The following is a 19,385-nucleotide window of genomic DNA, read 5'->3' as shown; positions in this document are numbered from 1 at the left end:
CGACGTCATGCAGCGGATCATCGGCATCGAGGTCGAGTACGGGATCTCCTCACCCAACGAGCCCACAGCGAACCCGATCCTCACGTCCACCCAGGCGGTCCTGGCGTACGCGGCCGCCGAGGGGGTGCCGCGCGCCAAGCGCACCCGCTGGGACTACGAGGTCGAATCCCCACTGCGCGACGCCCGCGGATTCGACCTGGGCCGCTTCAACGGTCCGGCCCCCGTCATCGACGCCGACGAGGTCGGCGCCGCCAACATGATCCTCACCAACGGCGCCCGGCTGTACGTCGACCACGCCCACCCCGAATACTCGGCGCCGGAGGTCACCGACCCCCTCGACGCGGTGATCTGGGACAAGGCCGGCGAACGGGTGATGGAGGCCGCCGCCCGGCACGCCTCGAGCGTGCCCGGCGCGCCGCGCCTGCAGCTGTACAAGAACAACGTCGACGGCAAGGGTGCCTCGTACGGCACCCACGAGAACTACCTCATGGCCCGCGACACCCCGTTCTCGGCGGTGGTGGCCGGGCTGACCCCGTTCTTCGTCTCCCGGCAGGTGATCACCGGTTCCGGCCGGGTCGGCATCGGCCAGTCCGGCGACGAGGCCGGATTCCAGCTGTCCCAGCGCGCCGACTACATCGAGGTCGAGGTCGGGCTCGAGACCACCCTCAAACGCGGCATCATCAACACCCGCGACGAGCCGCACGCCGACGCCGACAAGTACCGACGCCTGCACGTGATCATCGGCGACGCCAACCTCGCCGAGATGTCGACCTACCTCAAGGTCGGCACCACTGCGCTGGTGCTGGACCTGATCGAGGCCGGGGTGGACCTGTCGGACCTGCAGCTGGCCCGGCCGGTCACCGCCGTGCACCACATCAGCCACGACCCCACGCTGCGCAAGACCGTCGCCCTGACCGACGGCCGTGAGCTGACCGGCCTGGCGTTGCAGCGGATCTACCACGAGCGCGTCGCGAAGTTCCACGACGGCACCGACGACAAGCGGGTGCGCGACATCCTCGACAAGTGGGCGATAATCCTCGACCTGCTCGAACGCGACCCCATGGAGTGCGCGCACCTGCTGGACTGGCCGGCCAAGCTGCGCCTGCTCGAGGGCTTCCGGAACCGGGAGGGCCTGGCGTGGTCGGCGCCGCGGCTGCACCTGGTGGACCTGCAGTACTCCGACGTGCGGCTGGACAAGGGCCTGTACAACCGGCTCGTCGCCCGCGGCTCGATGGAGCGCCTGGTCGCCGAGCAGGATGTGCTCGACGCGGTGCACACCCCGCCGTCGGACACCCGCGCGTTCTTCCGCGGCGAGTGCCTGCGCCGGTTCGGCGCCGACATCGCCGCCGCCAGCTGGGACTCGGTGATCTTCGACCTCGGCGGCGAATCCCTGGTGCGCATCCCCACCCTCGAGCCGCTGCGGGGCAGCCGCGCGCACGTCGGCAAGCTGCTCGACTCGGTGGATTCGGCGGCCCAACTGGTCGACGAACTGACCAGCTGACCCGTCCGGGCGGGCGCGACACGCGCGTAGTCGCGCGGAGTGTCGCATCTGCTCGGTAGGGTGGAGGTCCGAGCAGTCGGAGCTCGCACCGGCCGAGGCCGGAGCGGGCCCCACGAACGAACGAGGAGGTCGACCGCTATGGCTCAGGAGCGGACCACACGCGGTGGCGGAGGCGACGACGACGAGGTCGTCGGCGACGGCGGTGCCGGTCAGGAACGACGCGAGAAGCTCGCGGCCGAGACCGACGACCTGCTCGACGAGATCGACGACGTGCTCGAGGAGAACGCCGAGGACTTCGTGCGTGCGTACGTGCAGAAGGGCGGCCAGTGACAGCGGAGCGTTCGCCGATCCCGTTCCCCGTCCACCCGCCGCGCATGCCGTTCGGTTCCCCGCTGTCCTCGTTCTCCGACCACCTGCGCATGCATGCGCCGGAACTGCTGCCGGAGAACCGTCCCGGGCTGCGGGGCGCCGACGCGGACATCGCCCCGCACGGCACCACGATCGTCGCCGTGACGTTCGCCGGCGGCGTGCTCATCGCCGGTGACCGGCGCGCCACCATGGGCAACATGGTCGCCAGCCGCGACGTGGAGAAGGTGTTCGTCACCGACAGCTACTCCGCGGCCGGTATCGCCGGCACCGCCGGCCTGGCCATCGAACTCGTGCGCCTGTTCGCGGTCGAGCTCGAACACTACGAGAAGATCGAGGGTGTGCCGCTGACCTTCGACGGCAAGGCCAACCGGCTGTCGTCGATGGTGCGCGGCAACCTCGGGGCCGCGATGCAGGGCCTGGCGGTGGTGCCGCTGCTGGTCGGCTACGACCTCGAGGCCCCGGAACCGCAGCGCGCCGGCCGGATCGTGTCCTACGACGTGGTCGGGGGCCGCTACGAGGAGCGCGCCGGCTACCACGCGGTGGGCTCGGGATCGCTGTTCGCCAAGTCGTCGCTGAAGAAGCTCTACCGCGCCGACGCCGACGAGGCGGCCGCGCTGCGCACCGTCGTCGAGGCGCTCTACGACGCGGCCGACGACGACACCGCCACCGGCGGCCCGGACACCACCCGCGGCATCTATCCCACCGCGGTGGTCATCACCGCCGACGGCGCCACCGAGGTGCCGGAGCAGACCTTGTCGGCGCTGGCCCGCACCGTGGTCGCGGACCGCACCGTCGCCGAGCACGGGCAGGGAGGTGCGCAGTGACGCTGCCGTACTATGCGTCCGCCGAGCAGATCATGCGCGATCGCTCGGAACTGGCGCGCAAGGGCATCGCGCGGGGCCGCAGCGTGGTCGTGCTGATCTACGCCGACGGGGTGGTGTTCGTTGCCGAGAACCCGTCGAAGGCGCTGCACAAGGTCAGCGAGCTCTACGACCGCATCGGGTTCGCCGCGGTCGGCAAGTACAACGAGTTCGAGAACCTGCGGCGCGCCGGGATCGTGCACGCCGACATGCGCGGCTACTCCTACGACCGGCGCGACGTGACCGTGCGGTCGCTGGCCAACGCGTACGCGCAGACCCTGGGCACCATCTTCACCGAGCAGCCCAAGCCGTACGAGGTGGAGATCTGCGTCGCCGAGGTCGGCCGCGCCGACTCCGCCGACACCGCGCAGCTGTATCGCATCACCTACGACGGCTCGATCGTCGACGAACCGCAGTTCGTGGTGATGGGCGGGCACACCGAACCCATCGCCACCGCCCTGCGCGAGTCGTACCGGCCGGGTCTGTCCCTCGCCGAGGCGGTGCAGGTCGCGGTGCAGGCGCTGCAGCAGGTGCCCGCCGCCGGGGCCGAGATCGGCACCCGGGTGCTCGGCCGCGCCGAGCTCGAGGTGGCGGTGCTCGAGAAGCCGCGCCCTCGTCGCGCGTTCCGCCGCATCACCGGCGCCGCGCTCGACCAGTTGCTGCCCGGCACCGGCGAGCGGTCCGGCGACGACACCGGCACCACCGGGCCGGACGGGTCGGGGCCCGTTCAGGGTTCCTGATCGAGGGGCCGGTAGAGGGTGAGCTCGCCGGGGACGCTGCGGAACTCGAACAGCGCGCCCTCGGCGAGCACCTCACCGTCGGTGGCCAGGGCGACCCGGCCGCTGCGCACCCGCACCGACAGCGCCGGCGCTTCGCGCCGCACGTGGATCGGGGATCCGGCGAGGCTGCCGGTGACCGCGGCCGCGAGCAGCCGGGTCCGCGACCAGTGCAGGTCGGCCCGCAGATACCGCACGTCCAGGGTGCCGGTGTCGATGCGGGGCCGTGACATCGGCACCCGGTCGTCCGGCGCGTACCGGCCGCTGCCGACGAACAGCAACCACACCGCGGTGGGCACCCCGTCCAGCGACACCCGCAGCGGGCTCGCGGTCGCGAGGACCGCGGCCAGCGCCGCCGCCGCGGCCGGCCACTTGCCGATCCTCGGCTCCCACCGCTCACGCAGCCGCACCGAGTCCGGATAGCCGCCCACGCTGGCGGTGTTGACGAACACGTGTCCACCCCGGTCGGCACCGTCCGGGCCGGACCGGTCGGTACCGTCCGGGCCGGTGCCGTCCACCCACACCCGGCCGAGGTCGACCCGCAGCGCCTGCCCCCGCTCGACCGCGCGCACGGTCTGCTCCAGGTCGAGCAGCCCGGCGTCGCGGGCGAAGTGGTTCAGGGTGCCGCCCGGGAACACCGCCAGCGGCAGCCCGTGCGCGACGGCCGCGCTCGCCGCGGCTCGCACGGTGCCGTCCCCGCCGTGGACGCCGAGCGCTGCGGGGGTGTGCTCGGCGACGAACCGGTCCAGCTGGGCGGTGAACTCCTCGTCCGGGTCGAGGGTGACCACCCGTGCCTGGGGCAGCGCCGCCGCGATCACGCCCGCGTCGTCGTCGCGGCCGGCGCCGGGGTTGACCAGCACCAGCAGGTCCCGGCCCTGCGGCAGGGCCGGGGCCGGGCCGGGCGGGCCCAGCCGGGCGGGCTCGTCGGGGCGCACCGCCCACCAGCGGCGCGTGGCCAGGGCCACCGCCGCACCGACGGCGACGCCGGTGACCACGTCGGCCGGCCAGTGCACCCCGGTGTGCACCCGGGAGTAGGCGACCGCCGCGGCCACCGGCGCGAGCAACGCCCCCGTCACCGGGGATTCGAGGGCCATCCCGGTGGTGAACGCCGCCGCCGACGCCGAATGCCCGGACGGGAACGACGACGAGCGCGGCGTCGGCAGCGAGCGGCGCAGCGGGCCGTCCTGCCGGGCCGGGGGCCGGCGGCGCGGCAGCAGCGGCTTGAGCACCCCGTTGGCCAGGGCACTGGCCCCGGCCAGCGCCAGCATGCCGCGGACGGCGCCGCGGCGGGGCCGGCCGCCGATCGCGGCGCACGCCGCCGCGCAGCTCATCCACAGCCGACCGTGGTCGGCGGCGCGGCTCAGGCCCCGCAGCACGGGGTCGGCGGGGGAGGGACGCAGGGCGGCGCTGCCGGCGAACAGGGACCGGTCCAGGCGCGTCAGCGGGGCGGGAGCGAAGATCACGGGTACAACCGTAATCTCGTTGCGGCTCATGCTCGGTGGTTCCGCGCGGTACTGTCGAAGTGTGCAGCGACGAATCATGGGCATCGAGACGGAGTTCGGCGTCACGTGCACCTTCCACGGGCACCGGCGGCTGAGCCCCGACGAGGTCGCCCGGTATCTGTTCCGTCGGGTGGTGTCCTGGGGCCGCAGCTCGAACGTGTTCCTCCGCAACGGGGCGCGCCTGTACCTGGACGTGGGTTCGCACCCGGAGTACGCGACCGCCGAGTGCGACGACCTCCTCCAGCTCGTCGAGCACGACCACGCCGGGGAGCGGGTGCTCGAGGAATTGCTGATCGACGCCGAACAGCGCCTCGCCGAGGAAGGCATCGGCGGCGACATCTACCTGTTCAAGAACAACACCGACTCGGCCGGCAACTCCTACGGCTGCCACGAGAACTACCTCGTGGTGCGGGCCGGGGAGTTCTCCCGCATCTCGGACGTGCTGCTGCCGTTCCTGGTGACGCGGCAGCTGATCTGCGGCGCCGGGAAGGTGCTGCAGACCCCCAAGGCCGCGACCTACTGCCTGTCGCAGCGCGCCGAGCACATCTGGGAGGGCGTGTCGTCGGCGACCACCCGGTCCCGGCCGATCATCAACACCCGCGACGAGCCGCACGCCGACGCCGAGAAGTACCGGCGGCTGCACGTGATCGTCGGCGACTCGAACATGTCCGAGCCCACCACGATGCTCAAGGTCGGCTCCGCGTCGCTGGTGCTCGAGATGATCGAGGCCGGCGTGGCGTTCCGCGACTTCGCCCTCGACAACCCGATCCGGGCCATCCGGGAGGTCAGCCACGACCTGACCGGGCGGCGGCCGGTGCGCCTGGCCGGGGGCCGGCAGGCCAGCGCCCTCGACATCCAGCGCGAGTACCACGGCCGGGCGGTGGAGTACCTGCGCACCCGCGAACCCGATCCGCACGTCGAGCAGGTGGTGGATCTGTGGGGCCGGGTGCTCGACGCGGTCGAGTCGCAGGACTTCGCGAAGGTGGACACCGAGATCGACTGGGTGATCAAACGCAAGTTGTTCCAGCGCTACCAGGACCGCTACGACCTGGAGCTGTCCGACCCGAAGATCGCCCAGCTGGATCTGGCGTACCACGACATCAAGCGCGGGCGCGGGGTGTTCGATCTGCTCCAGCGCAAGGGGCTGGCGGCGCGGCTGACCGACGACGAGTCCGTCGACGCGGCCGTGCACACCCCGCCGCAGACCACCCGGGCGAAGCTGCGCGGCGACTTCATCGCCGCCGCGCAGGACGCCGGCCGGGACTTCACCGTGGACTGGGTGCACCTCAAGCTCAACGACCAGGCGCAGCGCACGGTGCTGTGCAAGGACCCGTTCCGCTCCGTCGACGAGCGCGTCGAACGGCTCATCGCCTCGATGTAGCGTGCCGCGGGTCGTCCGCGTCCGGTAACCGGGTCGGCCGGCGGGCGGGGGATTAGGCTGCACCGCGTGGCGAATTCCAAAGTCGAGCGGCTGGTGAACCTGGTCATCTGCCTGCTGTCCACCCGCCAGTTCCTCACCGCCGAGAAGATCCGCGCCTCCGTCGCCGGATACGACGAATCGGGCAGCGACGAAGCGTTCAGCCGCATGTTCGAACGCGACAAGAACGAGCTGCGCGACCTGGGCATCCCGCTCGAGACCGGCATGCCGTCGCGGTTCTCCACCGTCGAGGGCTACCGCATCAACCGCGACGCCTACGAACTGCCCGAGATCGAGCTGACCAGCGCCGAGGCGGCCGCCGTCGCGGTGGCGGCGGCGCTGTGGGAGTCGCCGGAGCTCACCTCCGCGGCGCAGGGCGCGCTGCTCAAGCTGCGCGCCGCGGGGGTGCAGGTCGATGCCGACCCGGCGGGCGCGATCACCGCGATGCCGACCCGCAGCCGCGGCTCCGAGCCGGTGCTGGGGCAGGTGCTCGCCGCCGTCGACACGCGCCGCGCGGTGCGCTTCCGGCACCGCAGTTCCCCGACCGACCCGTGGACCGAGCGCACCGTCGAACCGTGGGGCGTGGTCACCGTGCACGGCCGCTGGTACCTGGTGGGGTTCGACCGGGACCGGGGGGCGCCGCGCACCTTCCGGCTCTCCCGCATCGACGACGACGTCACCGCGTTCGGCCCCGCCGGGGCCGTGCGGATCCCCGACGGGGTGGACCTGCGGGCACACGCCCTGACCGCCACCACCTCCGGCGACGTGACCGGGCATGCCCGCGTATGGGTCGCGGACGGGCGCGCGTTCGAACTGCGCCGGCTCGGCACCGAGCACGAGCGCCGCGCGGTCGGCGACCGTCCCGGCACCGTCCTCGACGTGCCGGTGCGGTCGTGGGAGTGGATCGGGCGGGTGATCGCCGGGCAGGGCGCCGACGCGCTGGTGCTCGACCCGCCGGAACTGCGCGCGGAGGTGCGCCGCATCCTCACCCGGGTGCTGGCCACCACCACGACGGCCACCGTCGGTGCCGTCTCGAACAGCGGCGGCGGTGCCGTCTCGAACAGCGGCGGCGGTGCCGTCTCGAACAGCGGTGGCGGTGCCGACCGGGGGGAGAGCCGATGAGCACACGACTGTCCGGGCGGTTGACCCGGCTGCTGAACCTGGTGCCGTACTTCACGGCCCATCCGGGGATCAGCGCCGCCGAGGCCGCCCGCGATCTCGGGGTCACCCCGAAGCAGATCATGGACGACCTGAACCAGCTGTGGGTGTGCGGGCTGCCCGGCTACGGTCCCGGCGACCTGATCGACCTCTCGTTCTCCGAGGACAGCATCGTCGTCACCTTCACCGCCGGGATCGACCGGCCGTTGCGGCTGACGTCCACCGAGGCCACGGCGCTGCTGGTGGCGTTGCGGTCGCTGGTGGAGATGCCCGGCGTGGTCGACCCCACCGCGGCGCTCGGGGCGATCGCGAAGATCGAGGCCGCCGCCGGCACCGCGGCCGCCGCCGACCGCACGCCCGCCCCCGCGCAGCCCGTCGCCGAGGATCCGGTCGCGGCGACCGTGCGCTCGGCGGTGCAGCACCGCCGGGTGCTGCACCTGACCTACTACTCGGCCTCCCGCGATGCGGTGTCCGAACGCGACGTCGATCCGATCCGGATCGTGCTGGTCGGCGAACACACCTACCTGCAGGCCTGGTGCCGGGCCGCCGAAGGGGTGCGGCTGTTCCGGTTCGACCGCATCGACGCCGCCACCGAACTCGACGAACCGGCGGACCCGCCCGAACGGGCGCTGCGCGAGGACGACCACCTCGACCTGTTCGCCGGCGACCCGACGCTGCCGGCGGCCCGGCTGCGGATCGACCCCGGCTACGGGTGGCTGCTCGACTACTACCCGCTGACCGACGTGCGGGTGCACGACGACGGGGTCATCGACGCGGTGATGCACTACGCGTCGCTGGACTGGATGGCGCGGTTGACCGTCGGCCTCGGCGCGGGGGTCAGTGTGCTGGGTCCGCCGGAGCTGGTCGCGGCGGTGCGGGACCGGGCGCAGGCCGCCCTGGCCGCGTACGACGCCCCCGCCGGGAACGGGCTGTGAACCTGCTCCGAACTCGTCGTGAACGCCCCTGTGCGGCGCGCCGGTGCAGGGTCGGTCCGGTAGCATCGACGCCAGCAGATCAGTGGAGGTTGATAATGGGTGCAATGAGCCCCTGGCACTGGGCCATCGTCGCGATCGTCGTGATCATCCTGTTCGGTTCGAAGAAGCTGCCCGACGCGGCCCGCGGTCTCGGCCGGTCGCTGCGCATCTTCAAGAGCGAGGTCAAGGAGATGCAGAACGACGACGCGCGCCCCGCGCAGCAGCAGGCTCCGAGCCCGTTGCCGCCGGCCCAGCCGGCCCCGGCCCCCGTGGAGCCGCAGCCGCAGACGCCGCAGCCCGAATCACGTTCGGCCTGACCGTATTTCCCTGACCGGGGCATCCGTGCGGATGTCCCGGTCCTCCGCTGATCCCGGCGGCCGTGACAGGAGCTGAGAACCGCACCGTGCGCATCCCGTTCGATCCGCGTCGAAGCCGGCGCAAGACCAATCCCGACGGCACCATGTCGCTGGTCGAGCACCTCTACGAACTGCGCACCCGCCTGCTCATCGCCCTCGCCGCCGTGGTGCTCACCACGATCGTCGGGTTCGTCTGGTACAGCGCCGGCCTGTTCGGGCTCCCGAGCCTCGGCGAGATCCTGCGCGGCCCCTACTGTGATCTGCCGGCGTCCGCGCGCGCCGACATCAGCGCCGACGACAGCTGCCGGCTGCTCGCCACGGGACCGTTCGAACAGTTCATGCTGCGGCTGAAGGTGGCGCTGACCGCGGGCATCGTGCTGGCCTGCCCGATCTGGCTGTACGAGCTGTGGGCGTTCATCACCCCCGGCCTGTATGCCAAGGAACGCCGTTACGCGATCGGCTTCGTCGTCTCCGGCGCGGTGCTGTTCGTCGCCGGCGCGGTCCTGGCCTACCTGGTGGTCTCGCACGCGTTGTCGTTCCTGCTCACCGTCGGTAACGACGTGCAGGTCACCGCGCTGTCGGGCTCGGAGTACTTCGGGTTCATCATCAACCTGCTCGTGATCTTCGGGGTGTCCTTCGAGATTCCCCTCGTCATCGTCGCGCTCAACGCCGTCGGGGTGCTCAGCTACGCCAAGCTCAAGTCGTGGCGGCGGGGGCTGATCATGGCGATGTTCGTCTTCGCCGCCATCGCCACGCCCGGCCAGGACCCGTTCTCGATGCTGGCGCTGGCCGCGGCCCTGACCCTGCTGCTCGAACTCGCCATCCAGCTCGCCCGCCTCAACGACAGGCGCCGCGCCCGCCGCGACCGGGAACAGGGCTGGGGCGACCTCGACGACGACGAGAGCTCCCCGATCACGGCACCCACCCCGGTGCCCGCGCCCACCTCGACGGTGCCGCCCGGCCCCACGGCCCGGCCCGCGCCGCCCGACTACTCCGACACCCTCTAGCCGCCGCCTGTGACCGACTCCACCGACACCGGATCCACCGCGACCGCGCTGCCGCCCCGGCTCGCCGAATTCGCCGCCGAGCTGTCCTTCCCGCTCGATCCGTTCCAGGTGCAGGCCTGCCGCGCCCTCGAGGGCGGGCACGGCGTGCTCGTGTGCGCCCCCACCGGCGCCGGCAAGACCGTCGTCGGTGAGTTCGCCGTGCACCTGGCGCTGCGCGCCGGCAGCAAGTGCTTCTACACCACCCCCATCAAGGCGTTGAGCAACCAGAAGTACGCCGATCTCGTCGCCCGCTACGGCAAGGCCTCGGTCGGCCTGCTCACCGGCGATCAGTCCGTCAACCCGGATGCCCCGGTGGTGGTGATGACCACCGAGGTGCTGCGCAACATGCTCTACGCCTCCTCGACCACCCTGATCGGGCTGACCCACGTGGTGATGGACGAGGTGCACTTCCTCGCCGACCGGTTCCGCGGCGCGGTGTGGGAGGAGGTCATCCTGCACCTGCCCGAGGACGTGCGCCTGGTCAGCCTGTCCGCCACCGTCTCCAACGCCGAGGAGTTCGGCGACTGGATGGAGACCGTGCGCGGCGACACCACCGTCGTCGTCGACGAGGTGCGGCCCATCCCGCTGCACCAGCACGTCATGGTCGGCCCCCGCATCTTCGACCTGTTCGAATCCACCGCGCACCCGGACGCCGCGGACGGCACCGGCCGCCGCGGCGTCGTGGTCAACCGCGAACTCGTCGAGCAGGTGCGCCGCCGCGCCGCCCTCGACTCGACCGGCCGGTGGGGCGGTCCCCGCGGGCGCATCGGGTTCCGGCCGCTGCCGCGTCCGGAGGTGGTCGCCCGCCTCGACCGGGAGGGGCTGTTGCCGGCGATCACCTTCGTGTTCAGCCGTGCCGGCTGCGACGCCGCCGTCGGCCAGTGCCTGCGCGCCGGTCTGCACCTGGCCTCCGACGCCGAGACCGCGCAGATCCGGGCCATCGTCGACGAACACACCGGCGACCTGCCGCGCGCCGACCTCGAGGTGCTCGGCTTCCGGGAGTGGCGCGCCGCCCTCGAACGCGGCATCGCCGCCCACCACGCCGGCATGCTCCCGGCCTTCCGGCACACCGTCGAGGACCTGTTCGTCCGCGGCCTGGTGCGGGCGGTGTTCGCCACCGAAACCCTCGCCCTGGGCATCAACATGCCGGCCCGCACCGTGGTGCTCGAGAAGCTGGTCAAGTACAACGGCGAAACCCACGCCGAGCTCACCCCCGGCGAGTACACCCAGCTCACCGGGCGGGCCGGGCGCCGCGGCATCGACGTCGAGGGCCACGCGGTGGTGCTGTGGCAGCCGGGCCTCGAGCCCGCCGACGTCGCCGGGCTCGCCTCCACCCGCACCTTCCCGCTGCGCAGCTCGTTCCGCCCGTCGTACAACATGGCGGTCAACCTGATCGACGCGGTCGGCGCCGAGCACTCCCGGGCGCTGCTCGAACGGTCCTTCGCCCAGTTCCAGGCGGACAAGTCGGTCGTCGGCCTGACCCGCGGCATCGAACGCAACGAGAAGGCCCTCGCCAAGCTCCGCGATCAGCTCGGCGGCGAGGACGGCGACATCATCGACTACCTGCAGCTGCGTGAGGAACTCACCCAGCTCGAACGCCGACGCGAACGCCAGGCCCGGCAGGACCGCCGGCAGGCCGCGGTCGCGTCGCTGCTCGCGCTGCGCCGCGGCGACATCGTCGCCATCCCCGGCGGCCGGCGCACCGGACTGGCCGTCGTCCTCGAAACCGACACCGACGTCACCGACCCCCGGCCCCTGGTGGTCACCGCGGACGCCTGGTCCGGGCGGGTCTCGGCCGCGGACTTCCCGGCACCGGCCACCGCGCTCGGCAAGCTCCGGCTGCCCCGGCACGCCGACGCCCGCACCGCCCGGGCCCGCCGTGACCTCGCGTCGGCGCTGCGCAGCACCGGGATTTCCGCGCCGCGCCGCCCCAAGCACGCCAAGAACGGCGACACCCGCGAGATCGACGACCTGCGGCGGCGCCTGCGCCGGCACCCGGCCCACCAGCATCCCGACCTCGACCGCCTCGCCCGGCTCGGGGAACGCTACAACCGGCTCGGCCGGGAGGTCGCACAGATGCGCCGCCAGTCCGCGGCCACCACCAACTCCCTCGCTCGCACCTTCGAGCGGATCGTCGCGTTGCTGACCGAGCGGGGCTACCTCACCGCCGGCGACGACCCGTCGACCACCGAGGCGGGGGAGCGGCTCGCCCGCATCTACAGCGAGAGCGACCTGCTCGTCGCCGAATGCCTGCGCCACGGCGTGTGGGCGGGACTCTCGCCCGCCGAGCTCGCCGCGGTGGTCTCGGCGGTGGTGTACGAGGCGCGCGTCGAGGAGGGCGCCACCGAGTACGGGCCCACCGGGCCGCTGCGCCGCGCGCTCGCCGACACCGTCCGCCTGTGCGGGCAGCTGCGCGCCGACGAGGTTCGTTTCAAGCTGCCCCCCACCCGCGAACCGGATCCCGGGTTCGTCGATGCCATCTACACGTGGGTGAGCACCCAGTCGTTGACGGAGGCCCTGATCGCCGCCGGGGCCGCCGGACGCGACCTGTCGGCGGGCGACTTCGTGCGCTGGTGCCGGCAGGTGATCGATCTGCTCGACCAGATCCGCACCGGCGCGGTCGACCCTCAGATCGCGAAGACCGCCGCCCGGGCGATCGGCGCGATCCGGCGCGGTGTCGTCGCGGTCGATGCGGCGTGACGACACCGCGTGTGGTTTGATACGCGCGCTGCCACACGGCTTTCTCGTGGTGGGTGGGGCGCTACGGCTACGGTAATTGGACACAGCGAAGGCAGGTGGAGGCGACAATGAGCGGTCCGCACGACCCGCAGGATTCCGACGATTCGACCAAGCAGTGGGCGCCGTCGCCCCCGCCGTCCTCCGGAGCCGAGCAGGGGCCGGCCCCGACGCAGGCGTTCGGCACGCCGCAGCAGGGGCAGCCCGCCGGCCAGCAGTGGGGCCAGCAGGGCCAGCAGACCCCCGGCCAGCCGCAGCAGGGTCAGCCGCAGTGGGGGCAGCAACCCGGCCAAGGCCAAACCCCCGGCCAGCAGTGGGGCCAGCAGCCCGGCCAGGGCCAGCAGTGGGGACAACCCCAGCAGGGTCAGCCCCAGTGGGGGCAGCCCGCCCAGGGGCAGCAGTGGGGCCAGCAGGGTCAGCAGACCCCCGGCCAGCCGCAGCAGGGCCAGCCGCAGTGGGGGCAGCAGCCCGGCCAGGGCCAGCAGTGGGGACAACCCCAGCAGGGTCAGCCCCAGTGGGGACAGCAACCCGGCCAGCAGTGGGGGTCGACCGGCGCGAGCCAATGGAATGCCGGTGCGCCGCAGCAGAAGTCGAAGACCGGGCTGATCGTCGGCCTGGCCGTCGCCGGGCTCGTGGTGATCGGCGCGATCATCGGCGCCGTGCTGCTCCTCGGCGGCAACGACACCCTCGACCCCGAGGCCGCGCAGGCCGGCGTCGAGAAGGTCCTCACCGAGTCCTACGGCGCCACCGACGTCTCCGACGTGCAGTGCCCGGACGGTGAAGAAGTCAAGGCGGGCAACAGCTTCGAGTGCACCCTCACGGTGGACGGCCAGTTCCGGTCGGTGACGGTGACCTTCACCGACGACGAGGGCACCTACGAGGTCAGCCGCCCCAACTGAGCGCGCCGGTCCGTCGCCCTCACCCCGCGGCCAACGCCGCGGTCAACCGGGCGACGGACCGCCCGATCCCCAGCTCCTGCGCCAGCCGCTCCAGCGCCTGCGGATCGACCGGGGTGGACGGCACCGTGTCCGGCCGCGACACCCGGACGGGGGCGTCGGTGGCGACCCGCACCACCGGCACCGCCGCGTCGAGATACGCGCCGGCGTCGATCAGCTTGCCGCGCACCCCCTTCGCCAGCCCCGACTCCGGGTCCACCGCTGCCGCGCGCAGCGCCGTCAGCGACCCGTACTGCAGCAGCAGGGTCGACGCGGTCTTCTCCCCGACGCCCTTCACCCCCGGCAACCCGTCCGACGGGTCCCCGCGCAGCGCCGCCAGCTCGGCGTAGGCCGCGCCGGCCCGCTCGGGTGGCAGCCCGTACCGCGCCGCCACCTCGGGCGGCCCGAACAGCTCGGCCTTGGCCAGGCCCCGCCCGACGTACAGCACCCGCACCGGCACCGAGCCGTCGCGCACCACCTGCAGCAGGTCCCGGTCCCCGCTGACCACCAGCACCGGATCCCGGGACTCACCGGCGGCGAGAGTACCGATCACGTCGTCGGCCTCGAACCCGGCCGCGCCGGCGGTGGCGAGGCCGGCGGCGGCCAGCACGTCGGTGATCATCGGCACCTGCGACGGCAACGCCGCCGGCACCTCCTCGACGGTGCCGTCCGAGCCGGCGGCCACCCGGTGCGCTTTGTAACTCGGCACCGCCGCCACCCGGAACGCCGGCCGCCAGTCCAGATCCAGGCACACCACCAGCCGCGCCGGCCGATGCTTGGTGATCAGCGACGCCACCATGTCGGTGAACCCGCGCACCGCGTTGACCGGGCGGCCGTCCGGGGCGGTGAGCGACTCGGGCAGCGCGTGGAACGCGCGGAACCACAGGCTCGCCCCGTCGAGCAGCATCAACGGGCCGGTGGGGGGCACGGGGGCGGCGGACGCCGGCGTCGCAGTCACGACGATCATCCTGCCAAACGCCACTACGCTGTCCGCATGAATTCCCCCGCGCGCCGCTTCCCCGCCTCCGCATACGCCGACCGTCTCGCCCGGGCCGCCGCCCTCGGCCGCGACGCCGGCCTCGACGCGCTGCTCGTCACCCCCGGCCCGGACCTGCGCTACCTCCTCGGTTCGCGGGCGGAATCGTTCGAACGGCTCACCTGCCTGGTGGTGCCCACCGACGGCGCCCCCGCCTCCGTCGTCGTGCCGCGGCTCGAGCTGGCCGCCCTCACCGACTCCGCCGCCGCGGACCTGAACCTGCCGGTGCACGACTGGGTCGACGGGCAGGACCCGTACGCGCAGGTGGCGGCGCTGCTGCCGGAGCGCCCGCGCACCGCGGTCGCCGACGCCATGCCCGCCCTGCACCTGGTGCCGCTCGCGACCCGGTTCGCGGTGCCGCCCGTGCTGGCGACGGAGGTGGTGCGGCAGCTGCGCATGATCAAGGACGACGCGGAGGTCGAGGCGCTGCGCCGCGCCGGCGCCGCCATCGACCGGGTGCACGCGCAGATGGGACGGTGGCTGCGGCCCGGGCGCACCGAGGCGCAGGTCGCGGCCGACATCACCGCCGCGATCGTCGCCGAGGGCCACACCGAGGCCGCGTTCGTCATCGTCGGCTCCGGCCCGCACGGCGCCGACCCCCACCACGAGGTCTCCGACCGGGTCCTCGAACCCGGCGACGTCGTGGTCGTCGACATCGGCGGCCCGGTCGAGCCCGGCTACTACTCCGACTCCACCCGCACCTACAGCCTCGGCGCGCCCGCCGCGGACGTCGCGGCGAAGGTGGCGCTGCTCGAGGCCGCGCAGCAGGCGGCCGTCGACGCGGTCCGGCCCGGGGTCAGCGCTGCCTCGGTCGACGCCGCCGCCCGCGACGTGCTCGCCGCGCACGGCCTCGCCGAGGTGTTCGTGCACCGCACCGGGCACGGCATCGGGCTGTCCGTGCACGAGGAGCCGTACATCGTCGACGGCAACACCGATGTGCTGCGGCCCGGGATGGCGTTCAGCATCGAACCGGGCATCTACTTCCGCGGCGCATGGGGTGCGCGCATCGAGGACATCGTGGTGGTCACCGAGGACGGCTGCGAGCCGCTCAACCACCGGCCGCACGGGCTGACCGAGCTGCCGGGATGACCGGCCCTACCGGTCCAGCACCGAACCCATCACCCGTTCGACGGTGATCTCCACCACCACGCGGGTCGGGTTGGGCCGCGGCGGCCGGTACCGCGCGGTGTAGCGGCGCACCCCCTCGGCGACGGCCTCCGGGTCCGTGCGCACCCGGGCCGGACCCTCGAGGGTGAGCCAGCGGCCGCGCTCGACTTGGCTGACAGCGCCGTACCCGCCGCGCTCGGCGTTGAGCGCCTTCTGCGACGTCGCGTTGGTGATCACCCGCACCACCGCGGCGTCCGGGTCCCAGGTGAAGCCGACGGCCACCACGTGCGGGCTGCCGTCCGTGCGCAGCGTCGTCAGGGTGCCGAGATGGTATTCGGTGAGGAACTGCAGCGCGGCATCGCCGAGCGCGGCGGGGGTTCGGGCCATGCCTGCGACGGTAGCCGAACCCGGCACCGCCGGACCCGCCCCGGACGGCCCCGGCGCCGCCCGGGCACACTGGTGCGGTGAGCAACGAGCAGGGTTCGATCGTCGTCTTCGGGGGCCGCAGCGAGATCGGGGCGGCGGTGGCCGTGCGGCTGGCCCGCGGCCGCACCGTGGTCCTGGCCGCGCGCCGCGCCGGGGACCTCGAGCCGCAGCGCCGCGCCGTGCTCGACGCCGGGGCCGCCGCCGTGCACACCGTCGAGTTCGACGCCGACCGGCTCGACACCCACGAGCAGGTTCTCGCCGACATCCGGGCCCTGTACGGCCCGATCGACGTCGCGGTCCTCGCGTTCGGCATCCTCGGCGACCAGCGCCGCGCCGAACACGACGCCGCCCACGCCGTCGCGATCGTGCACACCGACTACGTCGCCCACGTGGCGCTGCTCACGCACCTCGCGGCGCAGCTGCGCGCCCAGGGTTCGGGCCGGATCGTGGTGTTCTCGTCGGTGGCGGGGGTGCGGGTGCGCCGGGCGAACTACGTGTACGGCTCCGCGAAGGCCGGCCTCGACGGATTCGCCGCCGGCCTGGCCGACGCGCTGCACGGCAGCGGCGTGTCCCTGCTGCTGGTGCGGCCCGGGTTCGTGATCGGCCGGATGACCGAGGGCATGAGCCCCGCGCCGCTGTCGAGCACCCCGGACCGGGTCGCCGATGCGGCGGTGCGGGCGTTGCACCGCGGCCGCGGCGAGGTGTGGGTGCCGGCGGTGCTGCGGCCGGTGTTCTTCGGGATGCGGCTGCTGCCGCGCCCGATCTGGCGGCGGCTGCCGCGCTGACCGGCGCGGTCAGCGGCGGCGCGACTCGAGCAGCCGCAACCACACCTCGCCGACCGTCGGATATGCCGGTACCGCATGCCACAGCGTCTCGAGCGGCACCGCCCCGACCACCGCGACGGTGGCCGCATGCAGCAGCTCGGCCACTTCGGTGCCCACGAACGTCGCCCCCACCGCGGTGTCGGTCGCGCGGTCGACGACGAGGGCGGCGCGGCCGGTGAAATCGTCCCGGGCCAAAGCGGATCCGGCCACGGCGATGTCGACCTCGAGCACCTCGACGTCGAGGCCGTCGGCGCGGGCGCCGGCGGCGGTGCGGCCCACCGACGCAACCTCCGGGACGGTGAACACCACCTGCGGCACCTGCCCGTGGTCGGCGCTCGCCCGGTAGCGCGGCGCGTCGAGGTCGCGGCCCTCGGCGCGGGCGGCGATCACGTCGCCGCACACCCGGCCCTGGTACTTGCCCATGTGCGTCAGCGCCGTCCGGCCGGTGACGTCGCCGACGGCGTAGAGCCAGCGTCCGTCCGTCCCGGCGACGGTCATGTGGTCGTCGGTGCGCAGCGGGCCGTCCCCGGCCACCCCGACCGCGTCGAGACCGAGGTCGGCGGTGGCGGGCCGGCGTCCGGTCGCGACGATCAGCTCGTCGACCTCGAGGTCGCCGCCGTCGTCGAGACGCAGCCGCACCGGGCCGCCGTGGAGGCGCCCCACGCCGGTGTCCGCGACGTCCGGGCGGGACACCTCCGCCACCGTGGTGCCGAACCGCAGCCGCACGCCGTGCTCGCGCAGCGCCGCGGCGACCGCGTCGCCGGCGAACGGTTCGGTGCGGGCGAGCAGCCGCTCCCCGCGCACCAGCATCGTCAGGTCCTCGGTGCCCAGCTCGCGCAGCCACGTGGCGACCTCGCAGGCGACGACGCCGCCGCCGACGATCGCGGCGCGCCGCGGCACCTGCTGCAGGTTCGTCGCGTCCCGCGACGTCCACGGCCGGGCGGCGCGCAGCCCGGGCAGGTCGGGGACGGCGGCGGTGGTGCCGGTGGCCACCACCACGGCGTGCCGTGCCCGCAGCCGGCGCGGCTGCGGGCCGTCGACGGTGACCTCGCACGGCCCGCTCAGCCGGCCGTGCCCGCGCACGACGTCGATCCCGGCGCCGCGGGCCCACTCGACCTGCGCGGCGTCGTCGCGGCCGCTGGTGAACGCGTCGCGGCGGGCGAGGACGTCGGCGACGTCGACGCCGTGCGCGGCGACCTTGGCGGCGACGCCGGGCATGTGCCGGGCCGCGCCGAGCACCTGCCCCGGTCGCAGCAGCGCCTTGCTCGGCATGCACGCCCAGTAGGAGCATTCGCCGCCGACCAGTTCGTGTTCGACCAGCACCGCGGTGCGGTCGCTGCCGGCGATCGCATAGTCGGCGGCATTCTCCCCGGCGGGCCCGCCGCCGAGGACGATGACATCGAACACGTCGGACTCGGAACCGGCACCGATGGTCATGACCTCACGGTAGGCCGCGCCCGGACCGCGCGACCCCGGAATGCGGCGACCCCGGAATGCGGCGGCCGCGGCGCGGATCAGCGCAGGGCGGGGGAGTCGGCGTCGAAGATCAGCCCCATCGGGGCGAGCACCCGCACCACCTGTTCGGCGGCCCACTCGTCGAGGTCGCACAGCAACAGCACCGGCCACGGCGTCACCACCAGGGGGCGGTCCACGGCCGCGAGGAACTCCGCCATCCGCGCCGGCAGCACCGCCCCGGGCAGACCGCCGCCGAGGGTGACCGCCCCGTCGGGCTGGTCGAGCCATCCCACGGGCCGGGCCGGGGCCGGCGGGTGCGGCGCCGCCGGCTCCGACGGCTCCAGGCCCAGGGCCGCGAGGGTCGCGGCGACGCCGGCGCGGCGGGGCCGCTGCGCCGCCGCGACCAGCGCCTCGACGACGTCGCCGGGGGGCAGGCGCACCCCCGAGTCGGTGCCGTCGAGCAGCAGCGCCCACCGCCCGTCGGGCAACGCCAACGCCCCCACCTCGGGGGCCAGGGCCGCGATGTCGCCGGTGCCGTCGTCGATCCCGACGACGATCTCGCGGTCCGGTACGGTCCCGTCGAGGCGGTCCTGCACCCCGGCCAGCGTCTCCCACACGTCCACGTGCCCGCCGATGCGACCGGACAGCGGCGAGACGAGCAGGCGGTGCCGGTGCTCGCCGGGCAGGTCGAAGCCGTGACCGGTCAGCCGCGCGGTGAGCTCGGTGCGGTCCCCGCGCATCCCGAGGCCGCCGGCGGTGAGGACGAGGGTGCCCCCGGCGTGCTCGTGGGCGAGTTCGGCGAGGACCTGCAGCTGCGCCGCGGTCAGCCGGCCCCCCGGGAGGGGCACCTCGACCAGGTCGGCCACGGCGGGATCATGGGCATGCGGCATGCCCTCCAGGCTAGACG

General features: G+C 73.7%; 18 protein-coding genes. 13 read left to right on the top strand and 5 right to left on the bottom strand.

The window, feature by feature from the left end; genetic code table 11:
• The first annotated feature begins 7 nt into the window (after nucleotides 1-7).
• From dop to prcA, 4 genes are all read left to right on the top strand, one after another.
• Nucleotides 8-1,501 (top strand): depupylase/deamidase Dop, encoded by a 1,494-nt coding sequence (gene dop / locus A4U64_RS11025; RefSeq protein ID WP_065922551.1) that lies wholly within the window; start codon nucleotides 8-10, stop codon nucleotides 1,499-1,501.
• Between the two features lie 138 nt (nucleotides 1,502-1,639).
• Nucleotides 1,640-1,831, top strand: coding sequence for a ubiquitin-like protein Pup (locus A4U64_RS11020; RefSeq protein ID WP_003937722.1), 192 nt, complete (start codon nucleotides 1,640-1,642; stop codon nucleotides 1,829-1,831).
• Nucleotides 1,828-2,694, top strand: a complete 867-nt coding sequence (gene prcB / locus A4U64_RS11015) for a proteasome subunit beta (RefSeq protein ID WP_006931184.1) — start codon at nucleotides 1,828-1,830, stop codon at nucleotides 2,692-2,694. The genes A4U64_RS11020 and prcB overlap by 4 nt, the downstream gene beginning before the upstream one ends.
• On the top strand, nucleotides 2,691-3,470 hold the full coding sequence (gene prcA / locus A4U64_RS11010) for a proteasome subunit alpha (protein WP_006931185.1): 780 nt from the start codon (nucleotides 2,691-2,693) through the stop codon (nucleotides 3,468-3,470). Before prcB ends, prcA begins: the two co-directional genes overlap by 4 nt.
• Here prcA and A4U64_RS11005 read toward each other — a convergent pair.
• Nucleotides 3,458-4,999 (bottom strand): phosphatase PAP2 family protein, encoded by a 1,542-nt coding sequence (locus A4U64_RS11005; RefSeq protein WP_050035260.1) that lies wholly within the window; start codon nucleotides 4,997-4,999, stop codon nucleotides 3,458-3,460. The genes prcA and A4U64_RS11005 overlap by 13 nt on opposite strands.
• A gap of 31 nt (nucleotides 5,000-5,030) precedes the next feature.
• On the opposite strand from A4U64_RS11005, the gene pafA reads away from it, so the two are divergent.
• The 7 genes from pafA (at nucleotide 5,031) to A4U64_RS10970 (ending at nucleotide 13,594) form a co-directional block, all read left to right on the top strand.
• Nucleotides 5,031-6,389, top strand: a complete 1,359-nt coding sequence (pafA, locus tag A4U64_RS11000; RefSeq protein ID WP_006931187.1) for a Pup--protein ligase — start codon at nucleotides 5,031-5,033, stop codon at nucleotides 6,387-6,389.
• A 66-nt stretch (nucleotides 6,390-6,455) separates the two neighbouring features.
• The gene (locus A4U64_RS10995) at nucleotides 6,456-7,547 is read left to right on the top strand and encodes a helix-turn-helix transcriptional regulator (protein WP_084648631.1); all 1,092 of its coding nucleotides are present in this window, start codon (nucleotides 6,456-6,458) and stop codon (nucleotides 7,545-7,547) included.
• Nucleotides 7,544-8,518 (top strand): helix-turn-helix transcriptional regulator, encoded by a 975-nt coding sequence (locus A4U64_RS10990; protein WP_050035262.1) that lies wholly within the window; start codon nucleotides 7,544-7,546, stop codon nucleotides 8,516-8,518. Before A4U64_RS10995 ends, A4U64_RS10990 begins: the two co-directional genes overlap by 4 nt.
• Before the next feature lie 95 nt (nucleotides 8,519-8,613).
• The gene (gene tatA, locus A4U64_RS10985) at nucleotides 8,614-8,874 is read left to right on the top strand and encodes a Sec-independent protein translocase subunit TatA (protein WP_006945773.1); all 261 of its coding nucleotides are present in this window, start codon (nucleotides 8,614-8,616) and stop codon (nucleotides 8,872-8,874) included.
• 86 nt (nucleotides 8,875-8,960) lie between these two features.
• Nucleotides 8,961-9,920, top strand: coding sequence for a twin-arginine translocase subunit TatC (gene tatC / locus A4U64_RS10980; RefSeq protein ID WP_029543765.1), 960 nt, complete (start codon nucleotides 8,961-8,963; stop codon nucleotides 9,918-9,920).
• A gap of 9 nt (nucleotides 9,921-9,929) precedes the next feature.
• A complete protein-coding gene (locus A4U64_RS10975) occupies nucleotides 9,930-12,659 on the top strand; it encodes a DEAD/DEAH box helicase (protein ID WP_006945771.1) in 2,730 nt (909 codons plus the stop codon).
• Between the two features lie 107 nt (nucleotides 12,660-12,766).
• Complete coding sequence (locus A4U64_RS10970; protein ID WP_006945769.1) at nucleotides 12,767-13,594, top strand: DUF4333 domain-containing protein; 828 nt, start codon at nucleotides 12,767-12,769, stop codon at nucleotides 13,592-13,594.
• A 19-nt stretch (nucleotides 13,595-13,613) separates the two neighbouring features.
• Here the strand turns inward: A4U64_RS10970 and A4U64_RS10965 are convergent, their stop codons facing one another.
• The gene (locus A4U64_RS10965; protein WP_044476482.1) at nucleotides 13,614-14,597 is read right to left on the bottom strand and encodes a 5'-3' exonuclease; all 984 of its coding nucleotides are present in this window, start codon (nucleotides 14,595-14,597) and stop codon (nucleotides 13,614-13,616) included.
• Nucleotides 14,598-14,624: 27 nt separating this feature from the next.
• On the opposite strand from A4U64_RS10965, the gene A4U64_RS10960 reads away from it, so the two are divergent.
• Nucleotides 14,625-15,755, top strand: coding sequence for a M24 family metallopeptidase (locus A4U64_RS10960; protein ID WP_006945767.1), 1,131 nt, complete (start codon nucleotides 14,625-14,627; stop codon nucleotides 15,753-15,755).
• Between the two features lie 6 nt (nucleotides 15,756-15,761).
• On the opposite strand, the gene A4U64_RS10955 is transcribed toward A4U64_RS10960, so the two are convergent.
• The gene (locus A4U64_RS10955; RefSeq protein ID WP_006945766.1) at nucleotides 15,762-16,160 is read right to left on the bottom strand and encodes a pyridoxamine 5'-phosphate oxidase family protein; all 399 of its coding nucleotides are present in this window, start codon (nucleotides 16,158-16,160) and stop codon (nucleotides 15,762-15,764) included.
• Between the two features lie 77 nt (nucleotides 16,161-16,237).
• On the opposite strand from A4U64_RS10955, the gene A4U64_RS10950 reads away from it, so the two are divergent.
• Entirely contained in the window at nucleotides 16,238-16,984 is a 747-nt protein-coding gene (locus A4U64_RS10950) for an SDR family NAD(P)-dependent oxidoreductase (protein WP_006945765.1), read from the top strand.
• A 9-nt stretch (nucleotides 16,985-16,993) separates the two neighbouring features.
• Here the strand turns inward: A4U64_RS10950 and A4U64_RS10945 are convergent, their stop codons facing one another.
• Nucleotides 16,994-18,460: a dihydrolipoyl dehydrogenase family protein gene (locus A4U64_RS10945; RefSeq protein ID WP_065922550.1), complete on the bottom strand. Its 1,467-nt coding sequence runs from the start codon at nucleotides 18,458-18,460 to the stop codon at nucleotides 16,994-16,996.
• A 77-nt stretch (nucleotides 18,461-18,537) separates the two neighbouring features.
• Entirely contained in the window at nucleotides 18,538-19,368 is an 831-nt protein-coding gene (locus A4U64_RS10940; protein WP_006945762.1) for a cobalamin biosynthesis protein CobG, read from the bottom strand.
• Nucleotides 19,369-19,385 lie beyond the last annotated feature (17 nt).

Source organism: Rhodococcus sp. WB1, from assembly GCF_001700945.1.
Lineage (GTDB): Bacteria > Actinomycetota > Actinomycetes > Mycobacteriales > Mycobacteriaceae > Rhodococcus > Rhodococcus aetherivorans.
The sequence above is the reverse complement of the archived record's forward strand: the minus strand, read 5'-3'. Positions and strand labels throughout refer to the sequence as shown.

Coding starts and splice junctions, on each gene's coding strand:
- dop (WP_065922551.1), top strand. CDS start 8: ATGCAGCGGATCATCGGCATCGAGGTCGAGTACGGGATCTCCTCACCC.
- A4U64_RS11020 (WP_003937722.1), top strand. CDS start 1,640: ATGGCTCAGGAGCGGACCACACGCGGTGGCGGAGGCGACGACGACGAG.
- A4U64_RS11005 (WP_050035260.1), bottom strand. CDS start 4,999: ATGAGCCGCAACGAGATTACGGTTGTACCCGTGATCTTCGCTCCCGCC.
- A4U64_RS10990 (WP_050035262.1), top strand. CDS start 7,544: ATGAGCACACGACTGTCCGGGCGGTTGACCCGGCTGCTGAACCTGGTG.
- tatA (WP_006945773.1), top strand. CDS start 8,614: ATGGGTGCAATGAGCCCCTGGCACTGGGCCATCGTCGCGATCGTCGTG.
- A4U64_RS10970 (WP_006945769.1), top strand. CDS start 12,767: ATGAGCGGTCCGCACGACCCGCAGGATTCCGACGATTCGACCAAGCAG.
- A4U64_RS10965 (WP_044476482.1), bottom strand. CDS start 14,597: ATGATCGTCGTGACTGCGACGCCGGCGTCCGCCGCCCCCGTGCCCCCC.
- A4U64_RS10960 (WP_006945767.1), top strand. CDS start 14,625: ATGAATTCCCCCGCGCGCCGCTTCCCCGCCTCCGCATACGCCGACCGT.
- A4U64_RS10955 (WP_006945766.1), bottom strand. CDS start 16,160: ATGGCCCGAACCCCCGCCGCGCTCGGCGATGCCGCGCTGCAGTTCCTC.
- A4U64_RS10945 (WP_065922550.1), bottom strand. CDS start 18,460: ATGACCATCGGTGCCGGTTCCGAGTCCGACGTGTTCGATGTCATCGTC.
- A4U64_RS10940 (WP_006945762.1), bottom strand. CDS start 19,368: ATGCCGCATGCCCATGATCCCGCCGTGGCCGACCTGGTCGAGGTGCCC.